We start from the raw sequence: 15,078 nt of genomic DNA on the forward strand, positions 1-15,078 counted from the left end.
GGCGCGTGGGGAGGATTTCCGCGTGCGCGCTGGCTGTCGCCGTTCGCAAATTGCCAGGCATCTGTGGAAGACGACGGCGCTTACGACGCTGGCGCTTGGCCTTTCGGGCATGTCGGCCTATGCCGACCCGAACGGGTTGTGGCAGCCGCAGGTGCGCGCCATCGTCGGCGCCGACAACAATGGCGGCAACGCCGCGCTCGAAGGCTTCATTCCGCTGAAGCAGACGGCCGAATCGGTGCTGTTCCTGGATGTCAGGGCCAAGCACGATTTCAAGGACGGTTTCGGCCAGGATGTCGGCCTCGGCGTCCGCCGCATCGTCAATCCGGACCTGATGATCGGCGGCTACGCCTATCTCAACGTCGAGAACTTCAACAGCAACCAGTTCACCGCCGCGACGCTCGGCGCCGAAGCGATCACGCCGCATTTCGACGCGCATGTGAACGTCTATCTGCCGATCAAGGGCGACTACAAAGACCGCTCCACCGACTCGACCCTGTCGATGGTCGGAAACCAGCTGCTCGAGCAGATATCGGTGATCGATCATCGCCAATACGCGGCCTGGGGCATCGAGGGCGAGGTCGGCGCACAGGTGCCGATCAACCTGCCCGACAAGCATTCGCTGCGGCTGGATATCGGCGGCTATCACTTCGAGGATCCGCACGACGACGACCACAGCGTCACCGGCGCCAAGGCCGGGTTCGAGTATACGATCGGCGATGTCTTCGGCAGCAACACCTCGCTGGTGTTCGCCGGCGAGGTCCGCAACGACAATCGCGACGACACCCAGTTCGCCGGCAGCGTCCGGCTGAACATCCCGTTCAACCCCGGCCACGGCTCTGACAATGCCGACAATGGGGCCGACAGCGGGCCGGAGCCGGTCTATCCGGTCAGCGAAGGCCTTCGCAAACGCGTCAACGAGCGCGTGCGCGGCGATATCGGCGTCAGGATCCAGTCGCAGGACGTGAACGGCGGCACGACGACGCGCCTCGCCATCAATGCCGCCACGGGCGCTGCTTTCGGCAAGTTCTTCTTCGCCGACGGCGGTAACTCGCTCGGCCTCGGCACCATTGGCGATCCGACGACGCTGGACGATGCGGTGACCAAGGCCGGCAACGGCTTCGTCGTGGCGCTTGGCGGCAGCGGCAATATCACCACCGGCGGCGTGACGCTGACCAATGGCCAGACCGTCATCGGCGGTGGCAGCAGCGTCACCGCCCTGCTTTTCGGCGGCGGCACCAGCAGCTTCAACCTGGGCGGCAGCAACGGCACGATCCAGGGCACCAATCCGGCCAACAACGTCATTACGCTGGGCAATGGCAACACGCTGAACGGCATCACCATCACCGGCGGCGCCAACGGCATCTTCGGCAACAACATCTCCGGCGCCACGCTGACCAATGTCACGGTGACCGGGGCCGGTGGCAATGGCGCCGACTTCACGGGCACCTCGACCGGCATCAAGGGCTCGGACTTCACGGCGAAGAACAACGGCCTCGACGGCCTGCATGTCGAGGGCGACGGTACCTACAATTTCACCGGCACGACGCTGCTGCAGGGTAATGGCGACGACGGGCTCGATGCCACCGGCAAGGGCACCTATACGTTCGCCACGCTCAATGCGAAGGACAATGCCGACCGTGGCATTGCCGTGCAGGGCACCGCGACATCAGGCAGCTTCACCACCAGCGGCGGCACCGTGTCGGGCAATGGCGGCACCGCCGTCTTCATCGATCCGATCACCGCGCATGTGGTGCTGGATTCGATCACCCAGTCCGGCGGCACGTCGGGCGTCGTGCTCGATCAGGTCTCGGGCAGCTTCACCGTCAACGGCGCGACGACGATCTCGAACACGACCGGACCGGCGATCGCCATTTCGAATTCGCCGGCGGCGATCCGCTTCGGCGATGTCGCCATCTCGGCACCAGGCGGCGACGGCATTTCGTTTGCCGGCGTCAATGCGGCGGTGGTCGCCGGCAACATCGTCATTTCCGGCCTCGGCGTCGGCACCGGCCTCGACTTCTCCGGCAGTCGTACGAATTTCACCGCACAGTCGCTCAACGTCACCGGCACCGGTGCTGCCGGCTCGATCGGCATCGATCTCTCGTCGCCGACCTCGGGCGGCGCAACGATCGCCATCACCAATGGCGGCACGATCGCCGGGGTCGACACTGGCGTGCGCTTCGGCATTGCCGGCTCGCTGGCCAATTCGGCCAATGCCGAGTTCAACTTCGGCGGCGGCTCCATTGCCGGCATCACCGCTTCGCTCGACGCGCGCGGCCTCAACCAGACGCTCGGCCACTACGCGTTCGGCTCGACCACGTTCAGCGGCCCGCAACTGTTCGACGTGCAGAATCTGATTTTCGTCGGCGCTTCCGCGACCGGCTCGGGCAACGGCTCCTCGCTGCTGGACCTTGCCTCGATCGCGACAGCCGACGCCAGCACCGACGCAGATGCGATCTTCGTGCTGGTCAATCGCGGCACGGCCATCGACGATGTCGACGGCTTCTCGCTCAGCGCCGGGCAGACGCTGGCTTCGTTCGGCAACGGGCGGACCTTCTCGCTCGGCGGCATCCCGGTCAATGTGACCGGTGACAACATCGCACACAGCGGCGCCGTCTCGGATGCAGGCGGCGCGGCGACACTGACCAATACCGGCGCCGGCGATGTCGTCACGCTGGCCAACAACAGCTCGCTGCTCGACTTCAACGTTGCAGGCGGCAGCGCCAACGGCGTCCACGGCAGTGGCGTCAGCAATGTCACGATCTCGGGCCTGAATGTTTCGGGCGCCGGTCTCGCTGGTGTGCTGTTCGATGGCACCAACGGTGTCACAGCAAACAATTTGAACTCCAGCGGCAATTTCGGTTCGGGCCTGTCGATCCAGGGCGACGGCACTTACAATTTCACCGGCACAACGAAACTCTCGAACAACGCCAACTACGGCCTGTTCATCGAGGGCGGCGGAACCTATGGGTTCGAGACGGTCGAGGCGAAGGACAATGGCTATTCAGGCGTCGTGGCCATTTCGACCGGCGCCGCATCACTGACGATGACGGGTGGCACGGTTTCAGGCAACGTCATCGGGGGCTTTTCTGTCGGCGCTGTCGGGCCTGGCGACAGTATCGGGCTCGATGTCTCGATGGACGCGGTGAGTCAGTCCGGCGGAGACCCTGTGGTCAGCCTGTCCCGCGCCACCGGCAATTTCTCCGTTACCGGCACGACGACGGTCTCCAACTCCGCCTTTGACGGCATTGCCATCTCAGACAGCAGCGCCGATGTCAATTTCGGCGCTGTCAGCATTTCGAACGTCGCCGTAGGCATCCGAATCCAGAATTCCGCAGGCGCCGTCACGTTTGGCGGGCCGGTCACCATAGACAATATTAGTGGTCTGGGCATTCTTGCCTCCGACAATACCGGCACGCTCACCTTCAGCGGGCCGGTCGGCATGACCGCCCCCAGCGCCGGCGGCACCGGCATCTGGCTCGACAGCAACACCGGCGCCGTGACGTTCGGCGATGTCAGCATCGGGCAGCTGGCCAAGAACGGCATCGACGTCCAGGGCGTCAACGGCGCGATCAGCTTCAGCAACATCGACATCAGCGGCCTGCCCACTGGCCAGACCGGGCTCGACCTGTCTGGCAGCCGCTCGACCTTTACCGCCACCTCGCTCGACATCGCCGGCGCCGGCAGTTCGACCGGCATCGACCTTTCCGGCACCACCGGCGGCTCGGTGACGATCGGCACCGGTACCATTTCGGCCGGCACCGGCGTGCAGATGGGTACGCATGGCGCGGCTGGAACCACCGCCAACACCGCCTTCTCATTTGGCGGTGGATCGATCACCGGGACGACGGCTTCGCTCGACATGCGCGGCCTGAACCCGGGCAGCGGCACCTATGCCTTCCACGACACGGCCCTGAACGGGCCGCAGCTGTTCGACGCCGCCAATGTTATCTACGTTGGCTCTGCCAGCACGGGCCTTGGCGATGGCTCCAGCGCCAGCAATTTGATCAATGCCGCCGCCGCCGATGATCTGACCACCAGTGCCAGCACGATCTTCGTTCTGGTCAAGACGGCAGCCGTCCAGACCATCGACACCGACGCCGACGGCTTCACGCTGGCCAGCGGCCAGTCAATCGTTTCCTTCGCCAATGGCGGCACTGTCACGCTGGGCGGGCCACCCGCCAATGTCACCGGCACCCATGTCGTTACCGGCGCGACGCAGGGCGATCCGACTGGCTTTGGCGGGGCAACGCTCAACAACGCCGCCGGCAACACCATCGACCTCGCCAACGGCAACCTCGTCAAGAACCTGACGGCCAGCAGTTCCAACTTTGCGATCGACGGAACGGGCAGCAACGGCGCAACGATCGGCGGCGTGACGATCAGCAGTGCCACAGTCGGCCTTTTGCTTGACAGCGCCAACGGCATCGTCACGGTCAACAATCTGACCATCCAGAGCGCGAGCCAAACCGGCGTCGCACTTGTCGATTCAAGCGCGACCGTGAATTTCACCGGCAACACGAAGATTGCCAATGCCACCAATGTCGCGCTGTTCGCCAACAATTTCGATGGCACCGCCACCTTCAACGATCTCGACATCACCGGCGGCGGCATAGGCGTCGCCGTCGTCACCGGCTCGAGCGGAACCTTGACCTTCGGGGCTGGGAGTTCCATCGCCAACACTGGCAGCAACGCCTTCTCCATCGCTAATTCGTCGGCAAGCGTCACCTATAACGGCACCATCAACCAGACCAGCGCGGCAAGCGCGGTGAAGGTGTCCTTCCTGACCGGCGGCAGCGCCACGTTCGGCGGCAAAATCACCGCCAGCATCGGCGCAGTCAATGCGATCGACCTGACCGGCAACACCGGCAGCACGATAAACTTCACCGGCGGGCTCGACCTTACCACGGATGGCGGCTACGGCTTCAGCGCCATCAATGGCGGCACGCTGACGGTGACCGGCTCCAGCAATACCGTGGCGACCGGCGTTGGGCTGGATGAGAAGGGGATTCTCATCGGCGGCACCGGAATGACAATCGGCGCGGCCGGCGTGAACTTCGCAAGCGTCACCGTGGATGGCTCGGGCGGGATCGTTTCCAGCGGCATCGTCATAGCAAACACCAGCGGCGGCAATGTCACCTTCGGGGCCGTCGACATCAGCCGCGTCAATGGCGATGCCATCCGACTGACCAATGTCGCCAGCGGCATCTACACGTTCAACGGCACGACGAGCATTGCGACAGTTGTCGGCAACGGCCCCGGTTTGGTGGTGCAAGGCAGCGGCGCGACCGTCAATGTCGGCAACCTGGTGACGACGCTGGTTTCGGGCGCCGATGTCAGCCTGACCGGCAACACCGGCACGCTCGGCATCGGCGGCACCATTGCCAATTCAGGCAGCGGCGACGGCGTCGTCGTCTCCGGCGGCAGCGCGGCGATCACGGTTTCGGCCAACATATCCAGTTCGGCAGGCGCGCCGGGCGCGGCGGTCAAGGTCGACGGCACCACTGGCGGCTCGGTCACCTTCAGCGGCAGCGTCACGTCGACCGGCACGGGCAATCTGTTTGCCATCGGCACCACCACGGCGCCGACCAACAGCGCGATCAGCTTCACCGGTCCGGCGCTGACGGCGACCGGCGGCGGCGGGGCCGTGATTGGCGGGCTTGGCGCCGGCGCGAGCTTCAGCGCTACAACGCCGCTCTCCGTCACCAATTCAACCGGAACCGGGCTTGCCGTTTCGAATGTCGCCGGTACGGCGACGTTCGGCGCGGTCGCGGCCAGCGGCAGCGTGACGGGCATCGGCCTGTCGGGCAATTCGGGCACCGTCACCTTCGGCGCCACCAACGTCGCCAATGTCGGGCTGAACCAGACCGGCGTCAGCGTTGCCGGCACCAATTCGGGCACGCTGTCCTTCGCCAGCCTCGGCATCGCCATGACCGGCAATGGCGCGACCGGCATCACCTTCGCGAATGCCGTGGTCAACGGCACCATCACCGCGACCGATTTCGACCTGACCAGCGCGAGTTCGACCGGCACGACGGCGGTCAACCTGTCCAATACGACCGGCACCGGCACGATCCAGCTCGGCGATCCCGGCACGCCCGCCAACACCACCGCTTCCACCATCGGCGGCCCCGGCGCCGGCCCCGGCATCGGTTTCCAGTTCAGCAACACGACCGCGGTCAACTTCATCTATGGCGACGGCGAGGGTGCCGCCGACAAGCTGTCGACGGTCAAGGCGGTCGACATCCTGAATTCGACCGGCGGCTTCCCGGCCGGCGGCACCTACAATTTCAAGGATGTCAACGGCGCTGCGGGCGGCTTCATAGGCGATATCTCCGAAGCGCAGGGTTCGACCATCTATTATGTCGACCCGAACGGCACCGGCGACGGCACCGCCGACAATCCAGGCTCGATCGCCGGCGCCGAAGCGTCAGGCGCCAAGATCATTGCGCTGATCGACAGGTCGCAGAACGGTACCAGCAACCTGATCAACATGATGCTGGCGCAGCAGACGGGCGCCGGCAACAAGACGCTCAACCTCGCCGACGGCCAGATCTTGATCGGCCTCAAGGCCGGCGATTCCATCGACACCGCGCCCTATGGCGGTGTTGGCGGCACGCTTGGCGGCAACTTCAAATTCAGCAACATCAATTCGTCGAGCATCATCGATGCGCCTGACGGCGTCGACACCGTGCTGCCGACGCTGACGACGGCGAGCGGCAACACGGTCGACTTCACCGGCCGCGCCAGCATCGACAACGTCATCATCGACAACACCGGCACCGGCATTGGCGTGCACGGCACCGGCATCACCGAATTCGTGCTTAACCGGGCGACGATCACCGGTGGCGACGGTGGCGCGCTGTCGATCGTCGACGGCGCGGCCAACAGCGAGGTCGCGCTGTCCAATCTGGTCCTCTCGGCGACGGGCGGCACCATTGCTTCGGTCGACGGCACGTCGGGCGTCGGCACCATGAAGGTCAGCGCCTTCTCCGACATCACGCTTCTGGGCAACAAGGGCGAAGTCGGCGGTTTCTCAGTGCAGTCGGTCGTTTTCGACGCCAACGCGGCCACCCCCGGCATCGACCAGGTCGACGGCGGCGCCTTCGTCGCCGGCACCACGACGAACCGTGTCGGTGGCTTCGGCCTGGCGCTGATCGGTGTGGCTGGCAACATCAAATTCGACACGACTAATGTCGCGGTCAAGACGGCGACCAACACAACGTTCCTCGGTCCGAGCGCCATAGGTGTCGCTGCGAACGGCGCGGCGGGAGGCGGCAACAACATCGACCTCGGCACGGCCACTCTCAATATCGACGGTACCGGCGCCAGCGCCGGGCTCAACAATGCCTTGTGGGCGCGGATCGCCACGGGCAACCGTGTTGGCTTCTCGGGCGTGGTCACCGTTAACACCGTCAAGGCGGCCGGCCTGGTGTCCGATCTCGACGGCACGCTGTTCTTCGGCGCGGCCGGCAACACGGTGACGACCACCGGCCAGCCGGCGATCTCGTTCAGCAACGGCACCAGGGTCGAGAACGGTTCCGGCGGCTCGGCGCAGTTCGGCGCCATCAATTCGAGCGGCGGCGGCCAGAACGGTATCCTGCTGTCCGATCTCGCCGCGTCGCCGACGCTTCTGTTCAACGGCCCGGTGACGATCGACGGCACGACGTCCAACGCCATCCAGATCCAGAATACCAACCTCGCCGCGGCATCGGTGACCTTCGCCGGCGCGGTCTCGATCACCAACGCCACCGGCGGCGGCGTCAAGTGGCAGCGCCTGGCCGGTAGCACCGACACGCTGACCTTCTCGGGCGGCCTCGCCATCCAGAACAGCGGCGGCGTCGGCTTCTCCGCCGACCGCGGCGCGGTGGCACTGACGGGCACGAACACGGTTTCCACCACCAACGGCACCGGCGTCAGCATCAGCAACGCCAGTGTCAGCGGCGGCTTCACCTCGGTCAGCGCCAGCTTCGCCGCCGGCAACGGCATCAACCTGCAGAACCTGACCGGCTCGCTCAATCTCGGCACCGGCGCGCTGACCAACACCGGTGCGGGCGCCGCCTTCAACGTTGGCTCGGCCACCAACGCAAGCGGCGGCAACGCGGTCATCTCCTATGCCGGCACCATCGCCAGCAACGGCACCGGTGCGGCGGTCTCGATCCGGGAACTCACCGGCGGCTCGGTGACACTGTCGGGCAATCTGACCGATGGCAACGCCGCGGCCGGCGGCAATATTGTCGTCGCCGGCATCGACAACGGCACCGCCGCCACCGTCACCTTCTCCGGTGCCAGCAAGCAGATCCGCTCGGGCGCCACGGATGCCGTCAGCCTCGGCGTCATCGGGCCCTTCGCGACGGGCACTCCGGCCCCGAATCCGAACGGCACGATCAATTTCACCAATGGCGGTCTCGACATAACGACGACAGGCGGGGCGGGCTTCGTCGCGATCGGCAGCGGCGTCGTCAACGTAACCGGCGCCAACAACACCATCGCTTCCGGCGGCGACGGGCTGCTGGTGGCCTCAACCAATGTCGGCAGCGGCGGCATCACCTTCGACGACATTTCGTCGGTCGCCACCGCCGATGGCGGCGGCGTGGTGCTGAACGGCGTCGACCTCGCCGGCAATGTGAACATCGGCGGGCTGACCAATACGGGTGTCATCGGCGTCACGATGTTCGGCGTGACGACCGGCTCCGGGAAGTCCGTCAACTTCACCGGAACGACCAACATCGACGTCGACACTTCCGGCTTCCAGTTCAGTGGCCAGGTTGCAACGGTCAACATCGCCAATGTCGCCGGGTCCAGCCTGACCATCGACGGCGGCACGCGCGGCATTGATTTCAACGGCGTGATGAGCGGTACTGTCAACATCGGCGGCAATGGCGGGACCGCCAGCATCGGCGCGACGACAAGCACCAGCGACTTTGCCATCGCTGTCGGCGCCAATACCGGCGGCACGCTGAACTACAACGGTTCAGTCAAGGTCAATGCGGGCAGCGTGGTGAGTGCCGGCGGCGGCGACCTCGCCACCCTCAACCTCAGCGGTTCGGTACTTTCCACGACGGCGTCGACGGCCTTCGTCTTCAGCGGCAACGCCGACGGCGTGTACAACATTTCGAGCACCATCAATCACACAGGCGGCACCGGTGTGCTGGTCGATGGTTCCTCGGAGGGCACGATCACCTTCTCCGGGGCGACGAAGACCTTCAACACCGGCGCTAACGACGCTGTCGTCAAGCAACCCAGCATCGGCCCGGGACAGGGCACGGCAACGCTCGCCTTCACCGGCGGCGGCCTCGGTATCACCACCACCAGCGGCGCCGGCTTCACCGCCAGCACCTTCGGCGCCGGGACGGTCAGCGTCACCGGCTCTGGCAACACGATCAGCACCCAGACCGGCACCGCGCTCAAGCTCGACAACGCGACGGTCGGCGCGGGCAGCCTCAACTTCAGCTCCATCTCCGCCAATGGCGCCGCCACCGGCGTCTCGCTCAACAATGTCGGCGGCGGCGGCATCATCCTCGGCACGATCAACCTGCAAGGCATCACCTCGCGTGGCTTCGATGTCGCGGGCACGCTCGGCTCGGCGCTGAGCATCACCAGCCTCAACATCGGGCTCGGAGGCGCGAACGCCATCGGCCTCGATCTCAACGGCGCGGTCATCAGCACTGGCATCAACGCTGGTGATTTCGACGTCGCCGGCGGTGGCTTTGCCGGCACGCTCGGCATCGACATGGCCGGAACCACGAGCGCCGCCACCATCCAGCTCGGCGACACCGTCAATCCCGGCGGCGCCCAGACGTCGACCATCACCAATGTCGCGCAGGGCATACAGTTCTCCAGCACGACCAATGCAACCCTGGTGTTCGGCGATGGCGCGGGACCGGCCGAGTCGCTGATCTCGACAACCGGCGGCCAGGTCATCCACGCCACCGACACCTTGCCGCTCAGCGGCAGTTACGATTTCGACGACGTCACGTTCGTCGGTGACATCTCGAACCTGTCGGCGATCAGCGTCTACTACATCGACGCCGCCGGCGAGATTTCGGGTACCGGTGACGGCAGCTTCCTCAATCCGGGCAGCGTCGCCCAGGCGGAGGCTTCCACCGCCAATGTCTTCGTGCTGATCGACAAGACAGTCGACACCAACCAGGCGACCATCAACATCGGCAACAGCTCGCTCGACCTCAAGGACGGGCAAGCGGTGATCTCGTTCCAGAGCGGCGATGCGGCGATCGACGTCGGGCCGCTCGGCGTCGGCGGCGGCCTTGGCGCGCCATCCTCGTTCCACTTCACCACGATCCAGGCTTCGACGGTCGTCACGAATCCCGGCGGCCTCGACAATTCACGGCCGATCCTGGCCAGCAGCGGCGCGGCCGCGACGATCAACCTGCCATTCAGCGGCACCGGCGTCATCACCGCCGGCGTCCAGAACGTTACGGCACTCAACAGCGGCAGCGGCGCCGGCATTTTCGTCAATGCCACGCTTGGCTCCAATTTCGTGATCCGGGACAACATCATCACCGCCGGCGGCAACGCACTCGACTTCTCGACGAGCGGCGCGGCGACAGCCGACAAGCTTCTCCTCTCGATCGACGGCAACACGCTCAGGTCGACCGCGTTCGGGCTGGCGGCGTCCTTCGTCGGCCAGAACATCAATGCGACGGACAATTCGATCGCGATCAGGTCGTTTGCCGGCAATTCGGTGACCGGCGGCGCCGGCAGCGGCGGCATCGTCTTCAACAATGTCCGCTTCGATTCCAACGGCGTCGGCGGCACCGTCAGTGCCGGCACGCTCGGCATGGGCAATCCCGGCGCGCGGATCCAGGGCAACGGCCTCAGCTTCACCAACACCAGCGGCACCTTCGATCTGGGCACGCTCAGCCTTGCCAACACTGGCGGCACCGGTGTGATCGCCAACACCAAGACCACTACCTTCACGCTGAACAGCAGTGGCGGCACGGTCGACACCACGAACGGCGCGGCGTTCAATCTCGATCCGCTGACGGTCAACATGGTGCTCAACAGCGTCACCGCCGCCGGCGGCACCAGCGGCATCGTCTTCGACGGCGTCGCCGGTACGTTCAGCGTCACCGGTGCCACGAGCATCACAGGCGCGTCAGGCACCGGCATCAGCGCCATCGGCACCAACACCGGCACCTTCACTTTCAACACGGTGACTGTGAACAACACGGCGTCGACGGGCGGTGGCATCGGCTGGGTCAGCGGCACGCTCAACGTCAGCGGCCTCGCCAACATCGATACGACGAGCGGCGTGGGCCTCGCGCAGAACGGCGGCACGACCAACTTCAACAACGGCCTGACCATCGACACCACCAGCGGCATCGGCATTACCGGAGTGGGCGGAACGATGAATATCGCCGCCACCGCCGCCAGCCAGACGGTGACTTCCACCGGTGCCCAGGCGATCAATCTCTCTGGCGTCGCCGCCAACATCGCGCTCGACTCGACCTCGTCGGGCGGCGGCGTCAACAATGTCAGCCTGACCACTGTCACCGGCACTGTCGGCCTCGGCAGCGGCGCCTTGAGCGGTGCGACGGGTGCTTCGTTCCTGGTCTCCGGCGGCAGCGTGAATACCACCTATGCCGGCAACATCACCCAGGCCAACAATGCCGCCATGGTCAACGTCGTCGGCGCCCATACCGGCACGTTGACCTTCCAGACCGGCACGCTGTCGGCCACCAATGGCACCGGCCTGCAGTTCTCCAATGCCGACGGCACCTACAATTTCAACGGCACGACGACGCTGAACGGCGGCACAGCCAACATCAACATCATCACCGGCTCGGGCGGCACGTTCAGCTTCGGCACCGGCACCTCGATCACCAATACGACCGGCACGGCCATGAACGTGTCCGCCAGCACGGCCAGCGTCACCTACAGCGGCAACATCAGCCAGGGCGGCAGCGGCGCCATGGTCAACGTGGCCACCCACTCCGTCGGCACGATCACCTTCCAGACCGGCACGCTGTCGGCCACCAATGGCACCGGCCTGCAGTTCAGCAATGCCGACGGCACTTATCAGTTCAACGGCACGACGACGCTGAATGGCGGCGACGCCGGCGTGGACATCCTCACCGGATCGGGCGGCAGTTTCGGCTTCGGCAGCGGCACCTCGATCACCAGCCCGACCGGAACCGCGTTCAATGTCGTCGGCGGCACCGCCGCCGTCACCTACGGCGGCAACATCACCCAGGCGAACAACGCCGCCTTGATCAGCGTTTCAGGCGGCCACGCCACCGGCACGCTCACCTTCCAGACCGGCACGCTGTCGGCCACCAACGGCACCGGCCTGCAGTTCGACAATGCCGATGGCACCTACAATTTCAACGGCACCACGACGCTGAATGGCGGCGACGCCGGCGTCGACATCCTCAATGGCTCGGGCGGTACGTTCAGCTTCTCCAGCGGTACTTCGATCACAAATCCGAGCGGTGTCGGTTTCCTTGTCGCCGGCGGCACGTCAAGCGTCACCTACAACGGCACGATCAGTAAGACCGCCGCGGCAGGCAAGATCGTCGATATCTCCGGCGTTACCGCCGGTACCATCACGCTGGCCGGCAATCTCACCGGCACGGGCGGTTTCGACAACGGCATCTTTGTCCATGGCAACACCGGCGGCACCTTCAATTTCAGCGGCGGCACCAAGACGCTGACCACCGGCGTCAATACGGCGGTCGACCTGGCGACGAACGCTGGCGCGACGATCAATTTCAGCAATGGCGGGCTGGCGATCAACACCACCTCCGGCACAGGGTTCAATGCCACGGGCGGTGGTACAGTCTCGGTAACCGGCGTCGGCAATTCGATCACGACGACGAGCGGCGTCGCCGTCAATCTCGACACGGTCATCGTCGCCGCCGCGGGCGTGAATTTCGCCACGACCACCAAGGGCGCCGGCGGCGGCAGCGCCGTCATCATGGATACGGTCACCGGCACCGGGACGGTCAGCCTCGGCGGCGGCTCGCTCGTCGGCGGCAATGCTGCCGTGATCCGTATCGGCGACGGCGCCGGCGGCGCCAACACCGGCGGCACCGCGGGTCTCACCTATACCGGCACCATCACCAGCGGAACCGGGCGGGGCATCGACATCCAGGACCGGGCGCTAACCGCGCAGAACATCACCCTGACGGGCAACATCAGCCACAGCGTGGCGGGCCAAACCGGCATCTTCCTCGACGGCAACGCTGCCGGCGCCATCACCTTGTCCGGCGCGTCGAAGTCGATCAGCTCGGGGACGGCTGCCGGCGTCAGCTTGACCAACAACACCGGCGCGACGATCGACTTCACCGGCGGCGGCCTGGTCATCAACACCACCAGCGGCGCTGGCTTCAACGCCACCGGCGGCGGTACGGTCACCGTGCAGGGCAGCGGCAACACGATAACCTCGACCACGGGCACGGCGCTCAACGTCGTCAGCACGACGATCGGCGGCTCGGGCCTGACGTTCCAGAGCATTTCGGCTAACGGCGGCACCAACGGCATCGTGCTCAACACCACCGGCCTCGCCGCCGGTAACGGTGGGCTGACGGTGACCGGCCTCGGCGTGACGGCGGGTTCCGGCGGCACCGTCCAGAACACCGCGCAAGGCGCGCTGTTCACGTCGACGAAGAACCTTTCGCTTTCGAACATGAATTTCACCAATGCCAACACCGGCAACGGCACGTTGAACAACATCGACGGCCCAACGTTCAACAGCGCTGCCCAGGCGGCGATCAACATGAGCGGCGTGGCGACGGCAACGTTCACCAACCTGAACCTGAACGGCGGCGTCCAGGTCGGCATCAACGGCCAGAACGTCTCGAACCTGACCATCGCCAACACCACGGTGACCGGCTTCGGCGACGCCGTCTTCGAAGGCGATATGCGGTTCTACAACCTCACCGGCACGGCATCGATCACCAACACCACGTTCAGCTTCGCGGCAGGCGATGCCACAGCCGGTGACAATCTGGTCGACATCCGCAACGACAATGGCACGAGCCTGACGCTGAACATCGCCGGCAGCACGTTCAGCAACACCAAGGATTCCAGCAACGGCGCGCAAGGTCTCAACTTCGAAGCCTTCGGCACCGCCAACGCGACGCTCAACATCTCGAACAGCAGCTTCCTGAGTCTCAAGACTTCCGGTGTCGAAGCCTTCGCGCGCGACACCTCGACGCTGAATGTCAACATCACCGACGGCGGCACGGGCGGCAACGGCAATACGTTCGATCCGCAAGGCGGCCTCGGCCGGGCCATCGGCCTCAATGCCGAGGACACCGCGCATCTGAACTTCAAGATCCTCAACAACAAGAAGATCTACGGCAATGGCGGTCCGGTCATCAACGTGTTCGGCATCAACAATGCCGTCATCATGGGCCGCATCAACAACAATGCCGACATCCAGGGTGGCGGCGTCGGCTCAACGGGCTCGCCGATCTTCATCCATCCCGAAGATGCCTCGACCGGTATCGTCGAGATCATCGGCAACACGATCACCAAGTCCGGCAACGATCCGGCGATCCTTGCCACGCCACATGGCGATGGCGCCGGTCCGAGCGCCGACAACGGCTCTCTCGACCTGACGATCAAGAACAACAACATCACGCTTTCGGGCACCGGTTCGGCCGGCAACGGCGCGGTCGGCATCGATGTGCGTGCGGGGTCCAATGCCGGCGACCTCACGATCACCTATCTGAACATCAGCGGTAATACCGTGACCCTTGCCCAACCTGCCGACGACATTGCCTTCCTGACGCGCGAAGGCAGCAGCACGTCGCATCTGTATTTCCAGAATTTTGCGGCCGGCGCCAACAACCAGGCGATTGCAACCGCCATCTGGAATGCCGGCGGCAACACGCCGGCAGGTTCGGTGTTCTCGTTCGACGCTGGCGGCGCGCAGGCTTACGCGGCGGTGCCGGGCGCGCACAATGGCGGACTGGTTCTTGTGCCGACTAACTGATGAAGAGAAGCCGGGGCTGGCGGCAAGGATTCGTTAACCATTCGAAGTAATACGCTGGCCGTTTTCTGTGATATTATTGTCGACTTGCTAATGTAATCGGCCTAGAGTCAGTC

The 15,078-nt window shown here is 65.1% G+C and carries 1 protein-coding gene; it reads left to right on the plus strand.

Annotated elements, in window-relative coordinates; all coding sequences use genetic code 11:
- Positions 1–22 precede the first annotated feature (22 nt).
- Complete coding sequence (locus tag AC07FD_RS34825) at positions 23–14,965, plus strand: beta strand repeat-containing protein (RefSeq protein ID WP_478353501.1); 14,943 nt, start codon at positions 23–25, stop codon at positions 14,963–14,965.
- The last annotated feature ends 113 nt before the right edge of the window (positions 14,966–15,078 follow it).

It is taken from the genome of Mesorhizobium waitakense, assembly GCF_056431085.1.